Source organism: Pseudomonas sp. GM48 (genome assembly GCF_000282335.1).
Taxonomy (GTDB): Bacteria; Pseudomonadota; Gammaproteobacteria; order Pseudomonadales; family Pseudomonadaceae; genus Aquipseudomonas.
Window position 1 is genome coordinate 20,317 of record NZ_AKJM01000136.1, and the last position, 24,761, is coordinate 45,077.

Consider the following 24,761-nt stretch of genomic DNA (forward strand, 5'->3'; position numbering starts at 1 on the left):
CCCGCTCCCACATTTGAATCGGTGTATCAGTGACGGAAGTGACGCATGCCGGTGAACACCATCGCGATACCAGCTTCGTCGGCAGCCGCAATCACTTCGTTGTCACGCATCGAGCCGCCTGGTTGGATCACTGCAGTCACGCCCGCCTTGGCCGCATTGTCCAGACCGTCGCGGAACGGGAAGAATGCATCGGAAGCCATCACCGAACCGGCTACCTGCAAGCCGGCATGTTCCGCCTTGATTGCAGCAATACGCGCCGAGTTCACGCGGCTCATCTGGCCGGCGCCGACACCGATGGTCTGGCGATTCTTGGCGTAGACGATGGCGTTGGATTTCACGTACTTGGCGACTTTCCAGGCGAAGATCAGGTCGTGGATTTCCTGCTCGCTCGGTGCGCGCTTGGTGACCACTTTCAGGTCGTCGGCGCCGATCATGCCGATGTCGCGGCTCTGTACCAGCAGGCCACCGTTGACGCGCTTGTAGTCCCAGGCAGCAGCGCGGTCAGCCGACCACTCGCCACAGGCCAACAGGCGTACGTTGGCTTTGGCGGCGACGATGGCGCGGGCTTCTTCGCTGACCGACGGAGCGATGATCACTTCGACGAACTGGCGTTCAACGATGGCCTTGGCGGTCTCGGCGTCCAGTTCGCGGTTGAAGGCGATGATGCCGCCGAACGCGGATTCGGTGTCGGTGGCGTAGGCCAGGTCGTAGGCCTTGCGGATGCCGCCTTCGGCATCAGGGCTGACGGCCACGCCGCACGGGTTGGCGTGCTTGACGATGACGCAGGCTGGCTTGACGAAGCTCTTCACGCATTCCAGCGCGGCATCGGTGTCGGCCACGTTGTTGTACGACAGTTCCTTGCCTTGCAGCTGGGTCGCGGTGGCGATGCCGACTTCGGCAGGCTTGGCTTCCACGTAGAACGCCGCGCTCTGGTGCGGGTTCTCGCCGTAGCGCATTTCCTGGGCCTTGATGAACTGGCTGTTGAAGGTGCGCGGGAACTCGCTGCGGCCTTCTGTGCTCAGGGTATCAGCCGCCTGGTTCACGGTGCCCATGTAGTTGGCGATCATGCCGTCGTAGGCAGCAGTGTGTTCGAAGGCCTTGAGCATCAGGTCGAAACGCTGAGCGTAGGTCAGGCCGCCGGCCTTGAGGTTTTCCAGGACGCTGGCGTAATCGCCGGCATTGACCACGATGGCCACGTCTTTGTGGTTCTTCGCTGCGGAACGGACCATGGTCGGGCCGCCGATGTCGATGTTCTCGATGGCGGTCGGCAGGTCGCAGCCAGGCTTGTTGATGGTGGCTTCGAACGGGTACAGGTTGACCGCTACCAGGTCGATCGGCTTGATGCCGTGTTCATTCATGATGGCGTCGTCGATACCGCGACGACCGAGGATCCCGCCGTGGATTTTCGGGTGCAGGGTCTTCACCCGGCCGTCCATCATTTCTGCGAAACCGGTGTAATCCGCGACTTCCACTGCGGCAACGCCATTGTCTTGCAGCAGCTTGAACGTCCCGCCGGTGGAGAGGATCTCGACGCCCAGGGCTGCAAGCTCCTTGGCGAATTCGAGGATCCCGGTCTTGTCGGAAACGCTGATCAAGGCGCGGCGGATCGGCAGGCGGGTAGTCTGGTCGGTCATTTCAATTTCCATCAAAAGCAAAGGAGTCAGCAAAAAAGGCGACCGGTTTTACGCGGGCGCCTTTCTGGTTTGATTGAATGCTTACAGCAAATCGTACTGCTTGAGTTTCTTGCGCAGCGTGCCACGGTTCAGCCCGAGCAGCTCGCTGGCCTTGGTCTGGTTGCCCTTGACGTAATTCATCACGCACTCGAGCAGGGGAGCCTCGACTTCGGAGAGCACCAGGTTGTACACATCCGTGACGGCAGCGCCCTCAAGGTGGGCGAAATAATTGTGCAGCGCCTTCTCGACACTCCCGCGAAGGGTCTGGCCTTCTTCGCTCGGTGTATTGAGGTGCTGTTTCAAATTCACGTTGTCGCTCACGGGTGTTGTTCCACTCACTAAAGTCTCGGTCATCATCGTCATGCGGCCACCCACTCTCCGTCCCCTGTCAGGCTCTTGTAACGTTCGGCGAAAAACGCCTGAACGTTGGCGCATTGTGTATCCGTACCATCCAAACGATTGAAGTGGGCGCGAAACTCCCTGGCGCCCGGCAGGGTTGCGAGATACCAGCCCACATGCTTTCGAGCAATGCGCACACCCATGACATCGCCATAGAAGGCGTGCAGGGCGGCCAGATGCTCTAGCAGAATGCGTTCCACCTCGATCAGTTCCAGCGCCGGGAGTTTCTCTCCGGTACGCAGGAAATACTCGATCTCGCGAAAAATCCATGGCCGCCCCTGGGCAGCCCGGCCAATCAACAAACCATCGGCACCGGTCGCGTCAAGCACGTACCGGGCTTTTTCCGGCGAATCGATATCGCCGTTGGCGAAGACCGGAATCGACACTGCCTGCTTGATCGCGGCAATGGTGTCGTACTCGGCTTCACCTGTGTACAGGTCGGCACGGGTGCGGCCATGCACCGCCAGCGCCGTAATGCCTGCCTGCTCGGCGATTTTCGCCACCGTCAGGCCGTTCTTGTTGTCCCGGTCCCAGCCGGTCCGGATCTTCAGGGTAACCGGCACATCGACCGCAGCCACGACGGCCTGCAGGATCTCGGTTACCAGGGCTTCATCCTTCAGCAGGGCGGACCCGGCAGCCTTGTTGCAGACCTTCTTTGCCGGACAGCCCATGTTGATATCAATAATCTGCGCGCCCATTTCAACGTTGGCGCGGGCGGCGTCCGCCAGCATCTGCGCGTCCCCACCGGCGATCTGTACCGAGCGTGGCTCGGGATCACCTTCGTGGATCATGCGCATGCGCGACTTGCGGGTGTTCCACAGGCTCATGTCGCTGGTGACCATTTCCGAGACGACCAGTCCCGCGCCCAAGCGCTTGCACAGCTGACGAAAGGGCTGGTCGGTGACACCCGCCATAGGGGCGAGAATCAAGCTGTTATGTAACGTGTATGGACCGATGCGTACCGCCGACATAGGACTTCCCTGTTGTGGGGCCGGATCATTAGAGTTCGAAAAAGGGTTGGCATGATACCCGCTCTCGATGACTGGATAAAGGCTGAATTGAACAAAATCTGAACAGTTACTCTGTTATTACCCATGGTTTGGTTTGCCAGGGGGAGTCGCAAAGCCGACGTCAATCCGCGAGCGAAGACGCGTTTCACTCCGGAGAATGAAAGCTCAGACTGTAGTTCACCGCCTTGGCGCCAGGGTCGAGAATGTCCAGGGCGATGTGGATTGGCGTTTGCGGAGGCATTTCCGCCATGCCTTCGAGATCGCCATTGAGGTACTCGCCGGGTTTGAAGCGGCGACTGGCGATCAGGTGGCCATTGAGGTCGGCAAAGCGCAGTTCCAGCAGCGGGAAAGGCTGGGAGAAGGGCGCGCGGTTATAGATGATCGCATCGACCACCAGTGCGCCATTGAACTCGGGATGGCTGCGCACTACCAGGTTACTGCTCTTGATTTTCGCAATGTCGACCTTGGAAGGCACGGTGCAGCCGATTTGCGGGCACAGTTGCTGGAACCACGGGCGATATTGATCCTGTCGCGCCAGTTCGTCGAAATGGTAGGCGATGTACTGGCCGGCGAGGGCACCAGCGGCAATCAGCACCAGCAGCAACCACAGCAGTCGCCGGCCCCAGGGCGAGCGACGTTTTTGCCAATCCAGTTGCAGCGGGTCGTCGGTCAGGTCTTGCAGCACTTCGGCACGCACGCCCGGTTCACTGCGTTCGCGTCGGCTGCGCAGCGGTTCGATCGAGGGCAGGTTGTCGTCGGATTCGTTCTCGTCGGCGGCCGACAGGCGTTCGTGGCTCAGTGGCGCATCGAGAGGGTCGTGCAGGCGCAAATGGGGTGGTTGCGGCTCGTCGTCGAGATCGACCGGCTCCAGAGACAGCGAAGGTTCGGTGCGCGAGGCTTTACTTGGTTCGACCGTCGGCTCTGGCGTTTCAAGGCTGTCGAGTGGTTCTTCGACTTGCATGCGATCGGCCGCCGACTCACTGAACAGGCTGTCGGACCACGGCTCCTCATCGTCTTGCCCGGTGCTATCGCGACGGGCGCTCAACGAGTCGTCGCGATGACGGCCGAACTCGGTGGTCGGCTGGATTTCCCGCTGTTCGAGGCGGGCGAGTTCTTCGTCGAGGTCGAGGCTGTCCAGGTCCAGCTCGGCAGCGCTCCATTGCTTCTGGCTGATGGCGCGCGGCGGCGATGGTTCGACGGGCTCCGCAGGCTCCACAGGCGGGAGCGGCGTCGCTACCGGTGGTTCCTTGCCGGCCTGCTCGAGCAACTGCTTGGCGGCATTGAACACCTGCAGGCAGGAGCCGCAACGTACCACCCCGCGCGCCACGCTCAACTGGGCATGGCTGACGCGGAAACTGGTTTGGCAATGCGGGCACTGGGTGACGAAGCTATCGGTCATGCGGCGATCCGGATTATGCAGGCGCTCATTCTAGCGCCGACGGCCAGTGATGCGCACCCAGCCATCGCGATTGGCGATCGGGTCCAGATCGAAGTCCTTGGCGTAAGCAGCGGCGACTTCATTGCCTTGTTCGGCGAGGATGCCCGACAGCGCCAGGCGACCGCCGGGCTTGACCAGGCCGGACAGCTGCGGCGCCAGGGAAACCAGCGGGCCGGCGAGGATGTTGGCCACCAGCACGTCGGCCTGCACTTGCGGCAAATCTTCTGGCAGGTACAGCGGGAACAGGTGTTCGGCGATGTTGTTGCGCCCGGCGTTGTCGCGAGAGGCTTCCAGCGCCTGCACGTCAATGTCGGTGCCCACGGCCTCCTTGGCGCCCAGCAACAGCGCGGCAATCGCCAGAATCCCCGAGCCGCAGCCGAAGTCCAGCACGTTGCAGCCTTGCAGATCCTGGCCGTCGAGCCATTCCAGGCACAGCGCGGTAGTCGGGTGGGTGCCGGTGCCGAACGCCAGGCCCGGGTCCAGCAGCAAATTCACGGCATCCGGTTCCGGCGCGGCGTGCCAGCTCGGCACGATCCACAGGCGCTGGCCGAAACGCATTGGCTGGAATCCGTCCATCCAGCTGCGTTCCCAGTCCTGGTCTTCGATCACTTCGCTGTGGTGTTCAGGCAGCGGGCTGCCGGTCAGCAGCTCCAGGTGGGCCAGTACCGGGCCGGGCTCGGTGCCACCTTCGAACAGGGCCAGCAGGTGAGTGTGGGACCACAGCGGCGTGGTGTTGAGTTCCGGCTCGAAGATCGGCTGATCTTCGGCGTCCATGAAGGTCACCGACACGGCGCCCACTTCAAGGAAAGCGTCTTCATAGGTTTCGGCTTGTTCTGGGCTGATGGCGAGACGTACTTGCAGCCAAGGCATGGCGGGCACCTTTGAAAAATATTGATTGCAGCCTAGCGGGCTGCGAGAAGCGCGCAAGTTTACGCGAGCGCGGGGCTTTTGTGGGAGTGGCTCGCTGTGATGCCGCATGTAGCAGCTGGCGAAGCCTGCGTTCGGCTGCGCAGCAGTCGTAAAACCTGAGCGCACGACCCTCCTGACACACCGCATGGACTGGATTCACGACTGCTTCGCAGCCGAACGCAGGCTTCGCCAGCTGCTACAAAGGTTGTTGCAATGCGCAGATACAACAAAGCCGCCCGAAGGCGGCTTTGTTTTGTACCAGCTAAAGCTTAGTGCTTCTCGCCAGCCAGCTTGTGCTCGAGGTAGTGAATGTTCACGCCCCCTTTGCAGAAGCCTTCATCGCGGGTCAGGTCGCGGTGCAGCGGGATGTTGGTCTTGATCCCGTCGACCACGATCTCGTCCAGCGCATTGCGCATGCGTGCCATGGCTTCGTCGCGGGTCGCGCCGTAGGTGATCAGCTTGCCGATCAACGAATCGTAGTTCGGCGGAACGGCATAGCCACTGTACAGGTGCGAATCGACGCGAACGCCGTTGCCACCTGGAGCGTGGAAGTGCTTGACCGTGCCCGGGCTCGGCATGAAGGTTTTCGGATCTTCGGCGTTGATCCGGCATTCCAGCGCGTGACCGCGGATGACCACGTCATCCTGGGTGAACGACAGCTTGTTGCCGGCGGCGATGCTGAGCATCTCCTTGACGATGTCGATGCCGGTGACCATTTCCGAAACCGGGTGCTCGACCTGGACACGAGTGTTCATCTCGATGAAGTAGAAGCGACCGTTTTCGTACAGGAACTCGAAAGTACCTGCGCCACGGTAGCCGATATCGATGCAAGCCTTGACGCAGCGTGCGAGTACTTCCTCACGTGCGTTCTCATCGATGCCCGGTGCCGGCGCTTCTTCGAGAACCTTCTGGTGACGACGTTGCAGCGAGCAATCGCGGTCGCCCAGATGGATGGCGTGGCCCTGGCCATCGGAAAGTACCTGAACTTCCACGTGACGTGGGTTGGTCAGGAATTTTTCCAGATAGACCATCGGGTTGCCGAACGCCGCGCCTGCTTCGGAGCGGGTCAGTTTTGCCGAGGAAATCAGGTCTTCTTCGTTATGCACAACGCGCATGCCGCGACCACCGCCGCCGCCAGCGGCCTTGATGATCACCGGGTAACCGACTTCGCGACCGATGCGCAGAGCGGTTTCTTCGTCTTCCGGCAACGGGCCGTCAGAGCCCGGAACGGTCGGTACGCCAGCAGCGATCATGGCGTGCTTGGCCGATACCTTGTCGCCCATCAGGCGAATGGTTTCGGCTTTCGGGCCAATGAACGCGAAGCCGGATTTCTCGACCTGTTCGGCGAAGTCGGCGTTTTCCGCAAGGAAACCGTAACCAGGGTGAATGGCGGTGGCGCCAGTCACTTCGGCCGCGGCGATGATTGCCGGAATGTGCAGGTAGGAGTGAGCGGCCGATGCCGGACCGATGCAGACGGATTCGTCTGCCAGGCCCAGGTGCATCAGTTCCTTGTCAGCCTTGGAGTAAACGGCGACGGTCTTGATGCCCATCTCTTTGCAGGCGCGCAGGATCCGCAGGGCGATCTCACCGCGGTTGGCGATCAGAACTTTTTCCAACTTCGCAGTCATCAAAGGCTCTCCGCGGTTCAAACGATGGTGAACAGCGGTTGGTCGTACTCAACCGGCTGGCCGTCTTCAACGAGGATGGATTCGATCACACCGCTGGTTTCAGCTTCGATGTGGTTCATCATCTTCATGGCTTCAACGATGCACAGGGTGTCGCCTTTCTTCACGGTCTGGCCGACTTCCACGAAGGACGGCGAGGTTGGCGAAGATTTGCGATAGAACGTACCGACCATCGGCGAACGGGCAACGGTGCCGTTCAGTGCTGGAGCGGCGGCGGCAGCAGGTGCAGCAGCGGCAGCAGCGGCAGCCGGAGCGGCGGCAGCGACAGGCGCGGGGGCCGGAGCATGCATTGGAGCCGGCGCGTAGTACTGCTGAGCCGGGGTCTTGCTATGACGGCTGATGCGTACGGACTCTTCGCCTTCCTTGATCTCGAGCTCGTCGATGCCGGACTCTTCCAGCAATTCGATCAGTTTCTTAACTTTACGGATATCCATGAATCATCAACTCCCAAGGGTCGGTCAGGGGCGGTTAACTTGTTGTTCAAGCTGTTCCAGGGCGGCCTCCAGGGCCAGTCGGTAACCGCTGGCGCCAAGGCCGCAGATCACTCCCACCGCTACGTCGGAGAAGTAAGAGTGATGGCGGAAAGGTTCGCGTTTGTGCACGTTAGACAAATGCACTTCGATGAATGGGATGCTCACCGCCAGCAGCGCGTCACGTAATGCGACACTTGTATGTGTAAAAGCTGCTGGGTTGATCAGAATGAAGTCCACGCCTTCACTGCGGGCAGCGTGGATGCGGTCGATCAATTCGTACTCGGCGTTGCTTTGCAGGTGCAGCAAATGGTGGCCGGCTTCACGGGCACGGCGTTCCAGGTCCTGGTTGATCTGCGCCAGTGTCGTAGCGCCATAGGTGCCCGGTTCGCGGGTGCCGAGCAAGTTCAGGTTGGGTCCGTGCAGAACCAGTAGGGTCGCCATCGGCTGTTCCTTTGTTATCCGTGTGCAATTGTCAGAACCCGGCGACTATGCCGCAAAGCCTTTGTGACTGTCCAGTTCTCTGCAATAGCCAGCACGATGACCGATGTTTGCGCGAAATATATGACTGCTTGATTAAATGTGGTCATTCGCCCTGGTAACGCGTTCGGCGAAGTCTTTGGCGTTGATCTCGCCGATCACCCGCACATCGGCACGTTCGGCACCGTCCTTGCCGAAAAACATCAGGGCCGGCGGACCGAACAACCGGTAACGGTCGAGCAGGGCGCGTTGCTCGGCGTTGCTGGCGGTGATGTCGAAACGGATCAGCCGGTAACCCTTGAGGCGTTCGACGACGATAGGGTCGTTTAGCACCTCATGCTCGATGACTTTGCAGCTGATGCACCAGTCGGCGTACCAGTCGAGCAACAGCGGTGTGCCAGATGATCGTGCGTCGGCGAGTGCACGATCCAGATCGGCCGGGGTGCTCACGGTTTGCCAGGCGCTGGTGCTTTGCGCAGGTCCGCTATTGTCAGCAATACGCGGCTGGCCAATCGGGTTGAGCGGGTCGGTCTGGCCGCTGAAGGCTCCGTACCAGCAGGCCAGCGCGTAAAACAGCAAGAACATGCCGAGCAATTGGCCCAGGCGCTTGCGCGGTGGTTTATAGACGAACTCCAGCGCCCCCATGAACAAGCCCACGCCGCCGGCCAGCAAACCGATCAGCAGCAAGGTGACCTGACCCGGCAGGACGCGGCTGAGCAGGCCGACGGCGAGCCCGAGCAACAACACCCCGATCGCGTTTTTCACGTAGACCAGCCACGGACCGCTTTTCGGCAGCCAGGCGGCGCCACCGGTGGCCACCAGCAACAGCGGTGCGCCCATGCCGAGACCGAGCATGAACAGTTTCAGGCCACCGCCCAGCGCATCGCCACTGGCACTGATGTACAGCAGCGCACCGGCCAATGGCGCCGAAACACAGGGTGAAACCAGCAAGCTGGAGACCACGCCCAACACCGCGGCGCCCCACAGTGACCCGCCTTTGGTGCGTCCGGCGATGTAGTCCAGGCGACTGCTGATGGCGTGCGGCAACTTGAGTTCGAATACGCCGAACATCGCCAATGCAAACACGGCGAAAAACATCGCGAACGGCACCAGCACCCAGGCCGATTGCAGCCGCGCCTGTAGATTGAGCTGGGCACCGAACAGGCCCATCAGCGCACCGAGCAGGGCAAAGCAGGCAGCCATCGGCAGCACATAGGCCAGCGACAGATTGAAACCGCGCCAGCCACCCACCTGGCCGCGCAGCACCACGCCGGACAGGATCGGCAACATGGGCAGCACGCAGGGCGTGAACGTCAGGCCCAGGCCCGCGAGAAAAAACAACGCCAGTTCGCGCCAGCTCCATGGATAAGTCGTCGCCGGGGCGCCGCTGCCGTCGATGCTCAGGCGCTCGGTTTCCGGCGGATAGCATAGGCCTTTGTCGGCGCAACCCTGATAGGTCACGGCCAGGGTGAAGGCGCGTTGATCGGTGCGCGGCAGCTCGACGTCGAGAATGCCGTGGTAGACCTCTACGTCACCGAAGTATTCATCATGCTTTTTCTGGCCGTCGGGCAGTTTTGCCGCGCCGAGGGCAACATCGGCTGGATCGGCGCGAAACTGAAAACGGTGGCGGTAGAGGTAATAACCTTCGGTGGCGACGAAGCGCAGCTTGATCGATTGCGGCGTGCTTTCTACCAGGCTCAGCTGGAAGGCTTCGCGCACCGGCAGGAAGTCGGCGCTGTTGTTGATCGAGCCCAGGGTCGAATTGGGACGATTTTCCAACAGGCCGGTGGCGCTGGCCGGCAGGGCGAACACTAAAAACAGTAGGCAGAGCAGGCGGCGCATGACGATCTCGCGTATCGGAATTGGGGGGATGATAGCGGACAGTGGGCCGGTGTGCAGGGGGGGGAGTTTTGCGGTGGGTTTTCTGACGCTTTCGCGAGCAAGCCCGCTCCCACAGGTGACCGCGTTCTTTCATGGCAAATACGGTTAAATGTGGGAGCGGGCTTGCTCGCGAATCGGTCTGTCAGACGCGAAAAGCCTGAACGGCGGTGTGCAATCGCCCACCCAGTACCAGCAGGTTCTCCCCTTGCTCACGCCCTTCGCCGATGCGCAGCAGATTATCCCCGCCCAACTGGTGAATCCGCTCACTGTGGTCACGGATCTCGCTGACAGCGCCACTTTGCTGGGCAGTGACATCGGCGATGCGCACCGCTGTGTCGGAAATGGTCTGGATTGCCCCGACGATTTTATCCAGCGCGCCATCGGCTGCCTGAGCCTGATTGGCCGTGGCTTCGGCGTGTTCGACCTGGGCGCGCATGCCTTCCACCGATTGCCGCGCAGCAGTTTGCAGCCCGGCGATCAGCGTCTGGATTTCTGCGGTGGCCCCGGCGGTACGTTGCGCCAGTGAACGCACTTCTTCCGCCACCACCGCAAAGCCTCGACCCATTTCCCCGGCGCGAGCCGCTTCAATGGCCGCGTTCAAGGCCAGCAGGTTGGTCTGGTCGGCAATCGAGCGGATCACCGTCAACACACCGCCGATGGTGGCCGACTCTTCAGCCAGGTGTTCGATCATTTGCGCATTGCCTTGCACTTCATCTACCAGCGCATGCAGGCCGGTGAGGCTCAGGCCGATGACTTTCTGCCCGTGCTCCACGGCCAGGCCGGCGTGGCGGCTGGCGTCGGCGGCCTGGCTGGCATCGCCGGCGACCTGCTGAATGGTCGCTTCCAGTTCGCTGAGGGAGTCGCGGATCAGTGCCGTGTCGCCGGCCTGGTGTTCCGCACCGTCATGTAAATCGTTGCTCAGGTCGGCCAGGGTGCGGCTGCTGCCGGCCACTTGCTCGGCATTGAGGCGAATGGTCCCCACCAGATCCACCAGATAAGCGCGCAAGCGGTTGAGCGACGCCTCAATGTCATGCAATTCGCGGTTGGTGTTGCCCAGTTGAATGTCACGGCTGAAGTCGCCTTCGGCCCAGGTCGACAGGGCCGGAGCGAGGTTGGTCAGGGTCCGGGCCAGTTTGCGCTGCAGGGTATCGATCAGCAGGGCGATCAACAGAATCAAGCCGATCATCACGCCTTGCATCAGCCGTACTTCACCCTGGATCTGCCCGTGCTGGGCGCGCACCACCGGTTCCAGCCCGGCAATGGCCTGTTGCACGTCGGCGATTTTCAAGTGAGTTGCGGTGCTGAGATCGGCGCGTCTGCGGATTTGATCGCGAGTGCGCGAAAGCTCGGCCGGGTAGCGGGTGAGCAGGCTGTTGAGCTCGCGCTTGAGGCCGACGCCGGCATCTTCGGCGACGGTTTTTTCCTTGTTCTCAAGGCCCATCATCGAGGCGAAGTCATCGGTGTTCGATTCGCTGCTGGTGGTCACGCCCAGTAAGGGCAGGGCATCGAGTTTCTCGGCCTGGGTGCGGATGTTGGCGACTTCGCGCTCGACATCGGCGGCCAGTTCACTGCGGCCGCTGCTGACCAGTTTGTCCCGCGCCAGCGACAATTTGCCCAAGTGCTGCGACGCGATGAGCAGCGGCGTCAGGTAGGTCGCATTACCGCTGGCGTACTGGCTGAGCTGATCGAGGCTGGCACTCAGTTCGCGCTCGGCCTGCAGCAGCAAGGCTTGTGGGTCGCCTGCCAGTTTGCCGGCAGCCAGCAGGTCGGTTTTGCTGAATTCTTCAAGGGTCGACAGGCTGGGACGCAACGTCTCGGCCAAGGCCGGTGGCAATTCGCCGAGCTCTTTTTGCAGGCTGTCGATGCCCTGGGCGGCACTGCTCAGGCGCAGTGCATCGCCGCTGCCAAGGTAATCCTCGATGCTGCGGGCGACTTCATTCTGAAATTGCTGCGACAGGCCCAGGTAGCGCTCCATTAATAGATACGGACGCTCAAGGGCTTTCTGCGACCACCACAACGTCGCGCCGAGGGCCACGCACACGGCCACCAGAAGGAGGGTATTGAGATTGGTCAGCAGCTTCAGGCGCATTCGGACTACCAACGGCAGAAATGGTAAGTGCCTGAAGTTATTGCGTTTCTGTTACAGGGTTATGACCGTATCGGTCGATTCCGATAAAAAGGTGGCACTTTGCTTTGATGTGCGAGCGGCCTGTACGCGATTGCGTCCGCCGCCCTTGGCACGGTACAGCGCCTCATCGGCCTGACTGGCCATCATCAGGCTGTCGGAGCTTTCGCATAACTCCACCACCCCGGCACTGAAGGTGCACCACAGATCCTGGGGTTGCGCGGGGTAGTGAATCTCGGCAAAACGCTGGCGGATTTCATCGAGCACGTTGTAGGCCGCTTCGATATCGGTGTCCGGCATGACGATGGCGAATTCCTCGCCACCGTAGCGGCCGATGAAGTCGCTTTTGCGCAGGCGTTGCTTGAGAAACAGCGCCAGGCTTTTGATCACCCGGTCGCCCATGGGGTGGCCGTGGCTGTCATTGACCCGTTTGAAATGGTCGATGTCGAGCATGGCAAAGCTCAGCGGCTTGCTTTCGCGGCGGGCGCGGAACGAGCAGTCTTCGAGCAATTGCAGGATATGCGTGTGGTTGTACAGGCCGGTGAGGCTGTCGCGGACCATCCGTGCCTTGAGATTGCGGGCCCTTGCTGCGCGGTTGCGCACGGTGGTGATCAGGTGCCGGGGCTTGATCGGTTTGGTCAGGAAGTCATCGCCGCCCTCGCTCATGGCGTCGAGCTGCTTGTCCAGGTCGTCTTCGGCCGACAGGTAAATGATCGGCACGCTGACATAGCGGTCGTTGTGACGGATCACCTTGGCCAATTCCGTACCGGTGCAGGCCGGCATGTACATGTCGAGGATGATCAGGTCCGGCTGGAAGTCCGCCAGTTCGGCCATGGCCTGGATCGGTTCGATCAATGTCCGGGTGACGATCCCGGCGCTGTTGAGCAGGCGCTCGGTGTGCAGGGCCTGGGCACGGGAGTCGTCGATGATCAGTACTTTATAAGGTTCGTACTGGGCGACGCAGGTCAGGACTTCGATCTTCTCCAGCAGGCTCGACGCTTCAAGGGTGCCGGTGAGGAACTCCTGGCCACCGGCGCGCACGGCGGCGAGGCGGGTCGGGGTGTCGGTTTCGTGCAGGCTGAAGAACAGCAGCGGCAAGCGGTGATCCAGGCCTTCCTGGGCTTCGGCGGCCAGTTTCAGGCCGACACCGGGGCCGCTGAAATCCACGTCCATGACAATCGCCGCGGGCAAGCGCTCGATCATCGATGAGCGAAACGCGTCTACGCTGTCCAGGGACTGGGCGCTGAGCCCGAAGAATTCCAGTTGTTTGGCCAGGCGCTCGGCGCGGTCGTGATCCTGCAGCACTACGTAGATGGGTTTGCGCAGCGGTGGCAGGAAGGTTTGATCGAGCTGATCGCCATGGCGCAGGCCAGTGCGCGACAGGCGTTGCATCAAGCGATTGAGGTCGGTGATCAGGCCGCTGCTCAGGCGTCCGCGATTGGCGTCGACAGCCTCCAGGGACTGACCAATGTGGTGGGCCAGTTGCGTGTGTTCCGGTTGCTCGAAACGCTCGGCGAAACGCAGCAGGCGCAGATTGGCCTCGCTCAGTTCCGAAAGGTCGGCGGTGGACCACTCACTGCGTTGCAGGCGCTGCCATATCTCAAGAATCTGACGAGCCTGATGAATTACCCGCTGGGCAAAGTGGTGCTTGAGGCGCTCGCGGCTGGGGTCTTCTGGCTCGGTCATATCCTGACTACTAGTTAGGGTGCACACTGAGGTCGACTGGTGGCTCTATGCTAGCACCACTTTTCCATTACATGAGTGCTGTACGTCAATAATCTGCAATGTGAGTTCATTCAGTTTGTGACTGATTGGTCCGGTTCTGGCCTTTAAAGTCGTGCTGTGCAGGGGCGAAGTCCTTGCATCAGGGCACTTGAGGGGCGTGGGGTGGCAATTGGCGAGTGACTGACATTTGGCAGTTCGTGATTTTTTGTCTGCGTTGATCGGCCCGGTTTTTTCTTCTCAGGGGCTCAGGGATTCCCTTAGGGGGGCAATCCAAACCATAGGGGGGATTTCGACGGCTGCGGCGTTGTCAGGTGTGCAGGAACTCTTTTCATCTGCAGCCGGTAATTTTTCCCATCGATGCAATGGCGGGTGCCGGGCCAAGGCACGTTGTTGTATGGTTGTGGTCGAACCGTGAACTCAAGAGCTTGAAAGGATATCGCCATGCTGGACTGGAAGAACCGCACAGGCAGTGCGCCTGAACGTGCCGCTGAACCGAAGTCGGAGACCCGCAGTTACCTGGGCGGTCTGTTGTTCAGCCGGGCGCTGGCCACTTTACTGGGCATCTACCTGTTGGTGGCGAGTGTCCTGGGCTGGTACTGGAGCCAGGAGCCGGCGCTGTTCCCGGTCCAGCAAACCGCCCAACTGGCCGCCGAGAAAGAAGGCAAGCAGATGGTCGTCGGTTACACCACGGTGGAAACCCTCAAGACCGTCGCCGGCACCTTGCTGACCAAACCGGGCGGCTATATTTCCAACGACCGATTCCCGCCAGGCCTGTGGATGGACAACATGCCGAGCTGGGAGTACGGCGTGTTGGTGCAGGTCCGCGACCTGAGTCGTGCGTTGCGTAAAGACTTCGCCCGTTCGCAGTCGCAGTCTGCCGAAGACGCCGACCTGGCCAAGGCCGAGCCGCGTTTCAACTTCGACAACAAGAGCTGGGTGCTGCCGTCCAGTGAATCCGAATACCAGGAAGGCATCAATTCCCTGAGCCGCTATCAGGCGCGCCTGTCCGATCCGAACCAGAAGAGCGCATTGTTCTATGCCCGCGCCGACAACCTGAACAACTGGCTGGGTGATGTCGGCACGCGTCTCGGCTCGCTGTCGCAACGACTGTCGGCCAGTGTTGGCCGGGTCAAGCTCAATACCGCGTTGAAAACCGAGGTGGTGACACCGGGTGTGGCGCCGCAGGTCGATGAGGAAATCGTCGAGACTCCATGGTTGCAGATCGACAACGTGTTCTACGAAGCCCGCGGTCAGGCCTGGGCCTTGTCGCATTTGCTGCGCGCCATCGAAGTCGACTTCGCCGATGTGCTGGCCAAGAAGAACGCCACGGTCAGCGTGCGCCAGATCATTCGTGAACTGGAAGCGTCGCAGGAGCCGGTGTGGAGCCCGATGATCCTCAACGGCAGCGGCTTCGGTGTGCTGGCCAACCACTCGCTGGTCATGGCCAACTACATTTCCCGGGCCAACGCGGCGGTGATCGATTTGCGTCAATTGCTCAATCAGGGCTGAGTCATGGTTGATAACTCTGTCGAAGGAATGCGAGAAGCCGCACACCGTGCGGCCTCCGATGCCGAACAGATCGCCTGGGTCGACGAGCAGGACAACCTGCTCGGCGCCCTGGTCCGTTCCGACTTGCGCGAGCGCGGGCTGATCGGGCGCGGCACCTACATTATGTTGTTCAATTCCGCTGGCGAGCTGTGCGTGCATCGACGCACACTGAGCAAGGCGATCTATCCCGGTTACTGGGACGTGGCGGCGGGGGGCATGGTGCTCGCCAGCGAAACCTACGCCGAATCGGCGGCCCGGGAACTGGAAGAAGAGCTGGGCGTGAGCGGTGTGGAGTTGACCGCCCACGATCACTTTTTCTTCGAGGACACTGGCAATCGCCTGTGGTGCTCGGCGTTCTCGGCGGTGTGGGACGGCCCGTTGATCCTGCAGCCGGAAGAGGTGCTCGAAGCGCGCTTTATCCCCATTGATCAGGTCATGCTGGAGATCGAGCAAAAGCCTTACTGCCCGGACTCGTTGGCGGCGTTAAAGCGCTATCTGAAGGCTCAGCAAAGCAACGTCGCAAAACAGCTATAAATTGGCGCCGATTGGCTCTTAGCAATCGGCGTTTTTGCCGTTACACTGCGCGACCTTTTTAAACTGAACCGGTATTGCTCCTACACAAGGTCGTAATTGGGTTGTACCGTTTCAGTAGCGCTGCCCCTGCCTGAGTGGGGCTTCGCGGTCGATTGCACTTCCCAAGTGCTGCGACCAGTCTTTGTCCTCCGAAGAGGATTGCCGGTGGCCAAAAAAGCCGCATCCTTCGCCGCCCTGGGCGGCCTGGTATTTTCCACCGACGCAGGTCGTCATTGCCCGGAATGCAGTAAACCGGTGGACGCCTGCATCTGCAAACAGACCGTTATCCCGGCCGGCGACGGCATCGCGCGCGTGCGTCGCGAAAGCAAGGGCCGTGGCGGCAAGACGGTGACCACCATCACCGGCGTGCCATTGGCTGAAGACGCGCTCAAGGAACTGGCCACGACGTTGAAGAAACGCTGTGGGACCGGAGGGGCGTTGAAAGACGGTGTCATCGAAATCCAGGGCGATCATGTCGAGCTACTCTTGGCAGAACTGATCAAGCTCGGTTTCAAAGCGAAGAAGTCCGGCGGCTAGCAGCCTCTGTGAAAACCACCCTCGGCTTGATCCGGTCCTGATGGCATTCAGGCCCGGCGGCGTCCACATGGTTTTCACAGAGCCTGTTCATGACCGGTTTCTAAACTCACTGCGGTCGGCGGGGTCTATTGCCTCGTTGACGAACCGTCATTTTCATTCTTTAGACTGCGCCGGCCTGAACCCAGGCGACGCACTATGACTTCTTTATAGGGGACTTCGATGTCCGTACGACGCACACGCAAAGACGATGGCAGCCAATGGACAGTTGCGGACAGCCGCAGTGTTTACGGGATTCGCCATTGGGGGGCCGGGTATTTCGCGATCAATGACGCCGGTCGCGTCGAAGTTCGTCCGAACGGTCCGAGCAGCTCGCCTATCGACCTGTTCGAGCAAGTCGACCAGCTGCGCAAAAGCGGCCTGTCCTTGCCATTGCTGGTCCGTTTTCCCGACATCCTGCAAGACCGCGTGCGTCAGCTGACCGGCGCGTTCGATTCGAACATCGAACGTCTGGAATACCAGAGCAAGTACACCGCGCTGTACCCGATCAAGGTGAACCAGCAGGAAGCGGTGATCGAAAACATCATCGCCACCCAGAACGTTTCCATCGGTCTGGAAGCCGGTTCCAAGCCTGAACTGCTGGCAGTGCTGGCGCTGGCGCCGAAGGGCGGCACCATCGTTTGCAACGGCTACAAGGATCGTGAGTTCATTCGCCTGGCGTTGATGGGCCAGAAGCTCGGCCACAACGTGTTCATCGTGATCGAGAAAGAATCCGAAGTCGGCCTGGTGATCGAAGAAGCGGCCTCGCTCAAGGTCAAGCCTCAGGTCGGCCTGCGCGTGCGCCTGTCGTCCCTGGCATCGAGCAAGTGGGCGGACACCGGCGGCGAGAAATCCAAGTTCGGCCTGTCGGCGGCGCAACTGCTGTCGGTGGTCGAGCGTTTCCGCGCGGCCGGCCTGGACCAGGGCGTTCGCCTGCTGCACTTCCATATGGGTTCGCAGATCGCCAACCTCGCTGACTACCAGCACGGCTTCAAGGAAGCGATCCGTTACTACGGCGAATTGCGTAATCTCGGCCTGCCGGTGGACCACATCGACGTCGGCGGTGGCCTGGGCGTGGATTACGACGGTACGCACTCGCGTAACGCCAGTTCGATCAACTACGACATGGACGACTACGCCGGTGTCGTGGTCGGGATGCTCAAGGAATTCTGCGATGCGCAGAGCCTGCCGCACCCGCACATCTTCTCCGAAAGCGGCCGCTCCCTGACCGCGCACCACGCCATGCTGGTGGTGCAGGTGACCGACGTCGAGAAGCACAACGACGACGTGCCGCAGATCGAGAACAAGGAATCGTTGCCGGAAACCGTGCAGTGGCTGGTGGACCTGCTGGGCCCGACCGACATCGAGATGGTCACCGAAACCTACTGGCGCGCCACGCACTACATGAGCGATGTCGCCGCCCAGTACGCCGACGGCAAGCTGACCCTGGCCGAGAAAGCCCTGGCCGAGCAATGCTACTTCGCCGTGTGCCGTCGCCTGCACAACTCGCTGAAGGCGCGCCAGCGTTCCCACCGCCAGGTGCTGGACGAACTCAACGACAAACTGGCCGACAAGTACATCTGCAACTTCTCGGTGTTCCAGAGCCTGCCGGACACCTGGGCCATCGACCAGGTCCTGCCGATCATTCCGCTGCACCGTCTCGACGAAGAGCCACTGCGTCGTGCGGTACTGCAGGACCTGACCTGTGACTCCGACGGCAAGATCAACCAGTACGTCGACGAGCAGAGCATCGAGACCAGCCTGCCGGTGCACGCCCTGAACGAAGGTGAGGATTACTTGCTGGGTGTGTTCCTGGTCGGTGCCTACCAGGAAATTCTTGGCGACATGCACAACCTGTTCGGTGACACCGACTCGGTGAACATCTACCAGAACGCCGACGGCAGCGTGTACCACGCCGGTATCGAAACCCACGACACCATCGAAGACATGCTGCGCTACGTGCACTTGTCGCCGGAAGAACTGATGACTCACTACCGCGACAAGTGCGCCAGTGCCCGCATCAGCGCAACCGAACGCACCCAGTTCCTCGATGCCCTGCGCCTTGGCCTGACCCGTTCTTCTTACCTGTCTTCCTGAGGTCAGCACCACGCTCATCAGGTTGTCTGAAATTTTTCCGTTTACCGCGGAAATTTCAGATGACCTGGTGCGGCGATTCTGTTTTTTCAAGCGAAACTGCCCACGTCCTTGGCAATCCATGCCATTTGGTCTTCTTTTCGCGTAGGTCATTTCCTAAGTTGTACTTCGGCACTCTACTCGGCCATGTCTCTCAGCGAGAATCCCCGGCCGCCCCTCCTGTAGAGAAACGCCGATGTTCAATCCAGTCAGCGAACCGTCATTTCGTCTGGATGTAGCAGGTCTGCCCGACTCCTTAGAGGTCCTGGCCTTTACCGGTAGAGAGGCCATCAGCGAGCCGTTTGTGTTCGACATGGAACTGCTGATCGATGACCCGATGCTTGACCTTGCCCGTTTGCTGTACCGCCCGGCCTCCTTGCATTTCGGGCCTGCCGAAAGCCACGTGCATGGACAACTGCATGAGCTCGTCCAGCGTGATCATGCTTCGGGTATCCGACTCTGCCAGGTGCGCCTGGGGCCAAAAGTAGCGTGCCTGGCCCAGCGCTTCAGCCAACGGATCTTCAGCGGCCGTTCAGTGCCGCAAATCCTCGACCAGGTGCTCAAGGAGCATGGTATTACCGGCAAAGATCGACGCCTGGAGCTCGGCGGCGATTACCCGCCCAGGGATTTGTGTACGCAATATCGAGAGTCGGACCTGCAATTTCTCCAGCGACTGTGTGCCCAGGAACGCCTTCACTATCACTTCGAACACCGGGCCCGCGGACACTGCTTGGTGTTCAGCGATGATCGGCAGCATTTTCGGTCCGGCGAACCTGCAATATTCCGCAGCGAGGGCGATCGGCCGGCGGTGCGGCGGTTCGAACGTCAGCGCTGCAGCGAGACTGCGACGCAACGAGCCGAATGCCGGACGGACCTGGCGACCTTGCGCAGCGGTCAGCTGATGCCGCTGTCCGGTCATCCGGTTGCCGAATGCAATCGACTCTGGCTGCTGACCCACGTCGAGCATTGGGGCAACCGGGAGGCGGCGACGCCTTACCATAATCAGGCCCGGGCCGTGCACTGGCCGACACCACTCAAGCCACCCCGTGCGATGGTCAAACCACAAATGCATAGCTTGCAACGGGCGTGGGTAGTCGAGGTCGATGAACCAAATCCTGACCCGGCAAGGCCGGTAGCGGTGCAATTCGACTGGCTGTATCAGGGCGAAGGGGCGACGCCCAGTCATTGCTGGTTACCCCTGGCCGGGCAGTTGCAAGCCTCAACGTTCTCGCCATTGCGGGAGGGGACTGAGCTGGTCGTGAGTTTTGTCGAGGGCGATCCCGATCAACCGCAGATAACCGGCTTGCTGCATGCACCGGCAACGGTCGAGGTGACAGGCGCTGAACCCCCCCAGCCCACCCGCACCCATGTAGAGGGCCTGGAGCAATGGTTGCGCTCGGGAGAGCCATTGATGGTGCTGTGCCTGCTTCCCGGCGGTGGCAGCTTCAACCATTGCGCACAGGCGTTGTGCACCTGTCGTCTGGCGACACGGCTTGACCAGAGCGCCGGGGCATGATGGCCACAAGCACGCCCGAGGCACCTGCGCAGTGGTTACTGCTGGATGTGCCGGGTACGCCGCAGGCGGGTGTCGCCCTGAGGCAGATGTTTGCGCAGGCCCGGTGGTCGGGGTTGTTCGAAGGTACGGAGTGGCATGCGCTGCGTGAGCAGGGACCGGTCCTGATCGATCTGCGCACATGCCCGGCATTGGCCGATTTATGCCGCGTCGACGGGCAACGCTGGCCCGGATTGCTGATGGTCAGCGAGGCCAGCGCATCGTCGTTGCTGGCGCATTTGCGGCGCATGCTCACGGTCACGCTTGGCCTGCACCGGGCCCTTCTGAGTTACTACAACCCGATCACGGCCAGCTATTTTTTCGATGCCTGCGATGCCGCTGAACTGAGTCGCTGGCTAGGTCCTGTCAGTCATTTGCGCTGGTTCGGCGGTACCTGGGCCGACCGCGCGATGGGTTGTGCAGGCTGGCAACGTTTGTCCAACCCGGGGCTGGCGGTCAGCCCGTTGGCGATCGAAGAAAGTCTCAACGCCGGGCAACTTGAAAAACTGCAAACCTGCCTGCTCGAACAGCATACCTGGCGCTGGAGCCAATCCACCGGTGCCGATTTCCCTCGCCTGTGGACCCATGTGCAGGAAGGGCTGGCGCTGGGTTTCAGCGAGCGCCCGGTGCTTGATGGCTGGATATGGCTGCGCCTGCAGTATCCCGATTCCGTGCCCGTGCAGCCGCTGCCGGGGCTGACCCAACAGGAGCGCCTCGATAGCCTGCGTCACCTGTGGCAGAACGACCCGCCTTGGCCATAAGGTCGAAATTGATGGTGCGGTCTATTCGACGGCTGTCCCGCCCCCTCAGTGAGTGCCGCTGGCGAACCAGCCATCGTTGCGGCGCAGACGCCAGGCAATCACACCGAGGGTCAGACTGCGCAGCAGCATGAACACCAGAAAGGTTATCCACAGGCCATGGTTGCCCCAGCCTTGCAATGCCCAGCCGAAAGGCAGCACCAGCGCCACTGTCAGCAGCATGCCGTTGCGCATTTCCCGGGCGCGGGTGGCGCCGATGAACAGGCCATCGAGCAGGTAACTCCAGACGGCAATCAGCGGCAGTACGGCGAGGTAGGGCAGGTAGATGAACGCGGTGTCGCGCACGCTCTGAATATCGGTTTGCATCTCGATGAACAAGTGCCCGGCAAACAGAAACAGCGCGGCAAAGCCCAGGCTCGCCAGCAACGACCAGCCGCATGCCACCACCAGCGAACGGCGCAGGGCATCGCGGTCGCGGGCACCAAGAGCATGCCCGCACAACGCTTCGACGGCGTGGGCCAGGCCATCGAGGGCGTGGGCGGTCAGCAACAATCCATTGAGCAGCAGGGCATTGGCAGCGACCGTGGCGTCGCCCAGTCGCGCGCCTTGCACGGTGATCAGGAAAAACACCGATTGCAGCGCCAGGCTGCGGATGAAAATGTCGCGGTTGACCGCCAGCAATGGCCGCCAACTTTGCCACAGCGCCAACGCTGCCCAGACGATGTGACCGGGATAGGCGCGCAGGGCTTTGCGGGTCATCAGCAAACCGATCAGCGCCCCCGTCCATTCGGCAATCACCGAGGCCCGGGCCGCACCGACCACGCCCCATTCCAGGCCGAGGACGAACCACAGGTTCAGGGCAATGTTGACCAGGTTGGTGCTCAGCAGAATCGCCAGCGGCGCCCGGGCATTCTGGGTGCCAAGGAACCAGCCGACCAGCGCATAGCTGGCGAGCGCCGCCGGCAGGCCAAACAGACGGGTGTGGAAGAACTCGCGGGTCAGTTGATCGAGCTCCGCCGACGGTTGCATGAAATGCAACGCCACCCCGCTCAATGGCACGCCCACCGCACCCAACACAATGGCCAGGCCGATAGCCAGCAACAGGCCTTGCAACAGGATCTGCCGCAAAGCCGCGCCATCCCCGCGCCCGGCCGCCTGGGCGGCGAACCCGGTGGAGCCCATGCGCAGAAAACCCATGGCCCAGGCGAGGAAGGTATACAGACTGGCCCCGACCGCGACGGCGCCGAGTTGATGAGCGTGGGGCAGGTGACCGATGACGGTGCTGTCGACCAGCGCCACCAGCGGTACGGAAATGTTCGAAAGAATCATCGGCGCGGCGAGTGCCCAGACCCGGCGATGGGTAGGGCGGTCGCGCCAGTCGGCGGTCAGGTTGGACATGCAGGCTCCTTGGGGAGTCGGCATTGTAGCGGCACATCGAGAGCAAGCCGCGATCAATTGTGGGAGCGGGCTTGCTCGCGAAAGCGGTCGTCCAGTTAATAAAGATTCGACTGACACTCCCTCTTCGCGAGCAAGCCCGCTCCCACAGGTGTTCGGTGGTGTCAGTGAATGATCCAGCTGAGTAACCAAAGCCCCAGCATCAACCAGATGATCCCCATGATGAACGACGCATTGAGAAATGCGCGGATCGCCGACCACAGCAGTATCAGCCCGAGGATCAAGGTCACGATACTGACGATCGAGGTGTCCATGCCCAGCGCGCTGGACAAGCCTTCGACAAAGTTGCTGCTGGCGTTGCTCAACAGATTGAACAGCCCACTGAGGCCATCAACGATGAAGCGGATGATCGAGCCGAGTACCTGGCCGAGCCATTCGGAAAAACCTTCTACCTGCATGGAATGGGCATCCTGATTAAAGAGAATTGAGTCTTGGGCTGTCGATCATGCTGCCGAGTTCCCACAAGCATAGAGCGTTGCACAATACCTGTGGGAGCGGGCTTGCTCGCGAAAGCGGCTGTCCAGTTAAAAATGATTCGACTGACACTCCGTCTTCGCGAGCAAGCCCGCTCCCACAAAAAAACAATGCCAACCGCTCAATCTTTGTCACTTGCCTTCACTCGTCATCCCCCCGAAGCTATACGCCTTCAGGAGAGCCCGATGAACCTTGTTGAACTGACCGAACGCCTGCACGCCATCCGTGACCGCAATGACTGGCGGCAATTTCACAGCCCGAAAAACCTGGCCATGGCCGCGAGCGTGGAAATGTCCGAGCTGGTGGAGATTTTCCAGTGGCTGACCGAGGACCAGTCACGCCAGTTGCCGGCGGACAAACTCGCCCACGCCGGGCAGGAAGTCGGTGACATTGTCCTTTATCTGTTGCTGTTGTGCAGCGAGCTGGGTCTGGACATGGAAGCCGTGGTGCGCAGCAAACTGGCGGACAGCGAACGGAGGTTCAGCTGATGAGCGACCGCCATTTCGATCAACTGGCGACCCGTTTCGCCGAAAAAATCTACGGCGGTGCCAAAGGTGCCATCCGTCTGGCGGTGTTGCAGGCCGATCTGGCCGAAACCTTGCCCGACCGGCCGCTGCGCGTTCTGGACATCGGCGCCGGCCTTGGCCACATGTCGCTGTGGCTGGCCCAGCGCGGCCATCAGGTGACCCTCGCCGAGCCTGCCGAACCGATGCTCGAAGGCGCCCGTCAGCGCTTTGCCGAAGCCGGGCAGAGCGCCACGTTCATTCAGGCACCGTGGCAGGAACTGCTCGGGCAGCTCACCGAACCCTACGACCTGGTGCTGTGCCATGCCGTGCTGGAGTGGCTGGCCGAACCCCACGCCATCCTGCCGGTGCTGCATCAGTTGACCAAGGCGGACGGCTGGCTGTCCCTGGCGTTCTACAACCGCGACGCGCTGATTTATCGCAACTTGCTCAAGGGCCATTTCCGCAAGATGCGCAAGAACGACATGGCCGGCGAAAAGCAGAGCCTGACCCCGCAACAGCCCCTTGATCCGCGCGAGCTGGCGGCGCTACTTGAAGGTCTGTGGAAGGTCGAAAGCAAGAGTGGAGTGCGGGTTTTTCACGATTACATGCCAGTGGAATTCCAGGCCCGCGCCGAGCTGGTGGACCTGCTGGAAATGGAACTGGCCCACCGTCGTCATCCAAGCTTTGCCGGGCTTGGGCGTTACTTGCACTGGATCTGTCGGCCTGTTTGATCGGAGCTCGAAATGAAAAATCATTCAGGTGTACTGGTGTTCTGCCTGGGGCTGGCCGCCTGTCAAGGCAGCAACCCTTATGTCGCCACGTCCAACCCTTTGCCACCGGCGCCACCCCAGGCCGCCACCACTTTTGACCGCAGCGCTTACCCGGCAGCCCCGCGAGACTATGGACGCTACCGCAGTTGGGCCTGGCTCGATGGGCATCTGCCAGCGGGCACCGCCTGGGCCGATTCGGCGCAAGTCGCCGAAGCAGTCAGCAATGCGCTGGATCAACGCGGCTTGCGCCCATTGCACGACAATCGCCCGGCCGACCTGTTTGTCAGCGCCGACCTGCGGATGGAAACCCGCTTGCGTCAGGTTCGGGACGACTATTACGGCGGCGGTTATGGCGGCTACAACGGTTACGGCCCTGGATATGGCGGATACGCCACCGTGCCGATCATCCGTACCTATCAGGAACAGGTCGTGGTCGTGCAGGTGGATATGTTTGACGCCAAAAGCGGTCAGCCGGTGTGGAGCTCCAGCGCTGAAACCGGCAACCGGGGCAGCGAAAGCGAGCGGGCCGATGCCATACGGGAAGCTGTGGAAAAGGCAATGTCGGCGTATCCTCCTAGTTAGCTTCTTGTAGATAAGAAGCGTTCCACAGGATCATGTCTTCAA

General features: G+C 61.1%; 22 protein-coding genes. 9 read left to right on the forward strand and 13 right to left on the reverse strand.

Features of this window, described 5'->3' with window-relative positions; all coding sequences use genetic code 11:
- Positions 1 to 26: 26 nt before the first annotated feature.
- The 11 genes from purH to gcbA form a co-directional block, all read right to left on the reverse strand.
- The gene (gene purH, locus PMI28_RS04085) at positions 27 to 1,634 is read right to left on the reverse strand and encodes a bifunctional phosphoribosylaminoimidazolecarboxamide formyltransferase/IMP cyclohydrolase (RefSeq protein WP_007991264.1); all 1,608 of its coding nucleotides are present in this window, start codon (positions 1,632 to 1,634) and stop codon (positions 27 to 29) included.
- An 81-nt stretch (positions 1,635 to 1,715) separates the two neighbouring features.
- Positions 1,716 to 2,036 (reverse strand): DNA-binding transcriptional regulator Fis, encoded by a 321-nt coding sequence (gene fis, locus PMI28_RS04080; protein ID WP_007907419.1) that lies wholly within the window; start codon positions 2,034 to 2,036, stop codon positions 1,716 to 1,718.
- Positions 2,033 to 3,043 carry a tRNA dihydrouridine synthase DusB gene (gene dusB / locus PMI28_RS04075; RefSeq protein ID WP_007991268.1) on the reverse strand — a complete coding sequence of 337 codons (1,011 nt, stop codon included), beginning with the start codon at positions 3,041 to 3,043 and terminating at the stop codon, positions 2,033 to 2,035. Before dusB ends, fis begins: the two co-directional genes overlap by 4 nt.
- Positions 3,044 to 3,227: 184 nt before the next feature.
- Positions 3,228 to 4,481, reverse strand: coding sequence for a DUF3426 domain-containing protein (locus PMI28_RS04070; RefSeq protein WP_007991270.1), 1,254 nt, complete (start codon positions 4,479 to 4,481; stop codon positions 3,228 to 3,230).
- 30 nt (positions 4,482 to 4,511) lie between these two features.
- Positions 4,512 to 5,390 (reverse strand): 50S ribosomal protein L11 methyltransferase, encoded by an 879-nt coding sequence (prmA, locus tag PMI28_RS04065; protein WP_007991273.1) that lies wholly within the window; start codon positions 5,388 to 5,390, stop codon positions 4,512 to 4,514.
- A gap of 308 nt (positions 5,391 to 5,698) precedes the next feature.
- The gene (gene accC, locus PMI28_RS04060; protein ID WP_007991275.1) at positions 5,699 to 7,057 is read right to left on the reverse strand and encodes an acetyl-CoA carboxylase biotin carboxylase subunit; all 1,359 of its coding nucleotides are present in this window, start codon (positions 7,055 to 7,057) and stop codon (positions 5,699 to 5,701) included.
- A gap of 17 nt (positions 7,058 to 7,074) precedes the next feature.
- Positions 7,075 to 7,548, reverse strand: coding sequence for an acetyl-CoA carboxylase biotin carboxyl carrier protein (accB, locus tag PMI28_RS04055; RefSeq protein WP_007991277.1), 474 nt, complete (start codon positions 7,546 to 7,548; stop codon positions 7,075 to 7,077).
- Between the two features lie 24 nt (positions 7,549 to 7,572).
- A complete protein-coding gene (aroQ, locus tag PMI28_RS04050) occupies positions 7,573 to 8,028 on the reverse strand; it encodes a type II 3-dehydroquinate dehydratase (protein ID WP_007971361.1) in 456 nt (151 codons plus the stop codon).
- 132 nt (positions 8,029 to 8,160) lie between these two features.
- Positions 8,161 to 9,906 (reverse strand): protein-disulfide reductase DsbD, encoded by a 1,746-nt coding sequence (locus PMI28_RS04045; protein ID WP_007991280.1) that lies wholly within the window; start codon positions 9,904 to 9,906, stop codon positions 8,161 to 8,163.
- Between the two features lie 181 nt (positions 9,907 to 10,087).
- The gene (locus tag PMI28_RS04040; protein ID WP_007991281.1) at positions 10,088 to 12,034 is read right to left on the reverse strand and encodes a methyl-accepting chemotaxis protein; all 1,947 of its coding nucleotides are present in this window, start codon (positions 12,032 to 12,034) and stop codon (positions 10,088 to 10,090) included.
- 51 nt (positions 12,035 to 12,085) lie between these two features.
- Positions 12,086 to 13,756, reverse strand: a complete 1,671-nt coding sequence (gcbA, locus tag PMI28_RS04035) for a diguanylate cyclase GcbA (protein WP_007991283.1) — start codon at positions 13,754 to 13,756, stop codon at positions 12,086 to 12,088.
- Positions 13,757 to 14,236: 480 nt separating this feature from the next.
- Between gcbA and PMI28_RS04030 the strand changes: the two genes are divergently transcribed.
- The 6 genes from PMI28_RS04030 to PMI28_RS04005 all read left to right on the forward strand — a co-directional run bounded on the left by PMI28_RS04030 (position 14,237) and on the right by PMI28_RS04005 (position 20,935).
- Positions 14,237 to 15,304, forward strand: a complete 1,068-nt coding sequence (locus PMI28_RS04030) for a DUF2333 family protein (protein WP_007991285.1) — start codon at positions 14,237 to 14,239, stop codon at positions 15,302 to 15,304.
- A gap of 3 nt (positions 15,305 to 15,307) precedes the next feature.
- Positions 15,308 to 15,877, forward strand: a complete 570-nt coding sequence (locus PMI28_RS04025) for an NUDIX hydrolase (protein WP_007991287.1) — start codon at positions 15,308 to 15,310, stop codon at positions 15,875 to 15,877.
- A gap of 204 nt (positions 15,878 to 16,081) precedes the next feature.
- Positions 16,082 to 16,453, forward strand: a complete 372-nt coding sequence (locus PMI28_RS04020) for a translation initiation factor Sui1 (RefSeq protein ID WP_007991289.1) — start codon at positions 16,082 to 16,084, stop codon at positions 16,451 to 16,453.
- Between the two features lie 219 nt (positions 16,454 to 16,672).
- Positions 16,673 to 18,586, forward strand: coding sequence for an arginine decarboxylase (speA, locus tag PMI28_RS04015; protein ID WP_007991292.1), 1,914 nt, complete (start codon positions 16,673 to 16,675; stop codon positions 18,584 to 18,586).
- A 232-nt stretch (positions 18,587 to 18,818) separates the two neighbouring features.
- Positions 18,819 to 20,138 (forward strand): type VI secretion system Vgr family protein, encoded by a 1,320-nt coding sequence (locus tag PMI28_RS04010; protein ID WP_007991294.1) that lies wholly within the window; start codon positions 18,819 to 18,821, stop codon positions 20,136 to 20,138.
- Entirely contained in the window at positions 20,135 to 20,935 is an 801-nt protein-coding gene (locus tag PMI28_RS04005; protein WP_007991296.1) for a DUF4123 domain-containing protein, read from the forward strand. Before PMI28_RS04010 ends, PMI28_RS04005 begins: the two co-directional genes overlap by 4 nt.
- 45 nt (positions 20,936 to 20,980) lie before the next feature.
- On the opposite strand, the gene PMI28_RS04000 is transcribed toward PMI28_RS04005, so the two are convergent.
- Both PMI28_RS04000 and PMI28_RS03995 read right to left on the reverse strand, forming a co-directional pair.
- A complete protein-coding gene (locus tag PMI28_RS04000; RefSeq protein WP_007991298.1) occupies positions 20,981 to 22,330 on the reverse strand; it encodes an MATE family efflux transporter in 1,350 nt (449 codons plus the stop codon).
- Positions 22,331 to 22,491: 161 nt separating this feature from the next.
- Positions 22,492 to 22,785: a hypothetical protein gene (locus PMI28_RS03995; RefSeq protein WP_007991300.1), complete on the reverse strand. Its 294-nt coding sequence runs from the start codon at positions 22,783 to 22,785 to the stop codon at positions 22,492 to 22,494.
- Positions 22,786 to 23,046: 261 nt separating this feature from the next.
- Between PMI28_RS03995 and PMI28_RS03990 the strand changes: the two genes are divergently transcribed.
- Genes PMI28_RS03990 through PMI28_RS03980 form a run of 3 tightly spaced genes read left to right on the forward strand, consistent with a single transcriptional unit; the run spans position 23,047 to position 24,719 of the window.
- Positions 23,047 to 23,349, forward strand: a complete 303-nt coding sequence (locus PMI28_RS03990) for a MazG-like family protein (protein WP_007971343.1) — start codon at positions 23,047 to 23,049, stop codon at positions 23,347 to 23,349.
- Entirely contained in the window at positions 23,349 to 24,098 is a 750-nt protein-coding gene (locus tag PMI28_RS03985; protein WP_007991302.1) for a methyltransferase domain-containing protein, read from the forward strand. Before PMI28_RS03990 ends, PMI28_RS03985 begins: the two co-directional genes overlap by 1 nt.
- 12 nt (positions 24,099 to 24,110) lie before the next feature.
- Entirely contained in the window at positions 24,111 to 24,719 is a 609-nt protein-coding gene (locus tag PMI28_RS03980) for a DUF4136 domain-containing protein (RefSeq protein WP_007991305.1), read from the forward strand.
- The last annotated feature ends 42 nt before the right edge of the window (positions 24,720 to 24,761 follow it).

What these genes read in the sequence shown, in the direction of transcription:
- PMI28_RS04010 (WP_007991294.1), top strand. Translation starts at nt 18,819, where the DNA reads ATGTTCAATCCAGTCAGCGAACCGTCATTTCGTCTGGATGTAGCAGGT.
- gcbA (WP_007991283.1), bottom strand. Translation starts at nt 13,756, where the DNA reads ATGACCGAGCCAGAAGACCCCAGCCGCGAGCGCCTCAAGCACCACTTT.
- PMI28_RS04000 (WP_007991298.1), bottom strand. Translation starts at nt 22,330, where the DNA reads ATGTCCAACCTGACCGCCGACTGGCGCGACCGCCCTACCCATCGCCGG.
- PMI28_RS04005 (WP_007991296.1), top strand. Translation starts at nt 20,135, where the DNA reads ATGATGGCCACAAGCACGCCCGAGGCACCTGCGCAGTGGTTACTGCTG.
- PMI28_RS04040 (WP_007991281.1), bottom strand. Translation starts at nt 12,034, where the DNA reads ATGCGCCTGAAGCTGCTGACCAATCTCAATACCCTCCTTCTGGTGGCC.
- speA (WP_007991292.1), top strand. Translation starts at nt 16,673, where the DNA reads ATGTCCGTACGACGCACACGCAAAGACGATGGCAGCCAATGGACAGTT.
- PMI28_RS03990 (WP_007971343.1), top strand. Translation starts at nt 23,047, where the DNA reads ATGAACCTTGTTGAACTGACCGAACGCCTGCACGCCATCCGTGACCGC.
- accB (WP_007991277.1), bottom strand. Translation starts at nt 7,548, where the DNA reads ATGGATATCCGTAAAGTTAAGAAACTGATCGAATTGCTGGAAGAGTCC.
- PMI28_RS04025 (WP_007991287.1), top strand. Translation starts at nt 15,308, where the DNA reads ATGGTTGATAACTCTGTCGAAGGAATGCGAGAAGCCGCACACCGTGCG.
- accC (WP_007991275.1), bottom strand. Translation starts at nt 7,057, where the DNA reads ATGACTGCGAAGTTGGAAAAAGTTCTGATCGCCAACCGCGGTGAGATC.
- prmA (WP_007991273.1), bottom strand. Translation starts at nt 5,390, where the DNA reads ATGCCTTGGCTGCAAGTACGTCTCGCCATCAGCCCAGAACAAGCCGAA.
- fis (WP_007907419.1), bottom strand. Translation starts at nt 2,036, where the DNA reads ATGACGATGATGACCGAGACTTTAGTGAGTGGAACAACACCCGTGAGC.
- PMI28_RS03995 (WP_007991300.1), bottom strand. Translation starts at nt 22,785, where the DNA reads ATGCAGGTAGAAGGTTTTTCCGAATGGCTCGGCCAGGTACTCGGCTCG.
- PMI28_RS04070 (WP_007991270.1), bottom strand. Translation starts at nt 4,481, where the DNA reads ATGACCGATAGCTTCGTCACCCAGTGCCCGCATTGCCAAACCAGTTTC.
- PMI28_RS03980 (WP_007991305.1), top strand. Translation starts at nt 24,111, where the DNA reads ATGAAAAATCATTCAGGTGTACTGGTGTTCTGCCTGGGGCTGGCCGCC.
- PMI28_RS04045 (WP_007991280.1), bottom strand. Translation starts at nt 9,906, where the DNA reads ATGCGCCGCCTGCTCTGCCTACTGTTTTTAGTGTTCGCCCTGCCGGCC.
- aroQ (WP_007971361.1), bottom strand. Translation starts at nt 8,028, where the DNA reads ATGGCGACCCTACTGGTTCTGCACGGACCCAACCTGAACTTGCTCGGC.
- PMI28_RS04030 (WP_007991285.1), top strand. Translation starts at nt 14,237, where the DNA reads ATGCTGGACTGGAAGAACCGCACAGGCAGTGCGCCTGAACGTGCCGCT.
- PMI28_RS03985 (WP_007991302.1), top strand. Translation starts at nt 23,349, where the DNA reads ATGAGCGACCGCCATTTCGATCAACTGGCGACCCGTTTCGCCGAAAAA.
- purH (WP_007991264.1), bottom strand. Translation starts at nt 1,634, where the DNA reads ATGACCGACCAGACTACCCGCCTGCCGATCCGCCGCGCCTTGATCAGC.
- dusB (WP_007991268.1), bottom strand. Translation starts at nt 3,043, where the DNA reads ATGTCGGCGGTACGCATCGGTCCATACACGTTACATAACAGCTTGATT.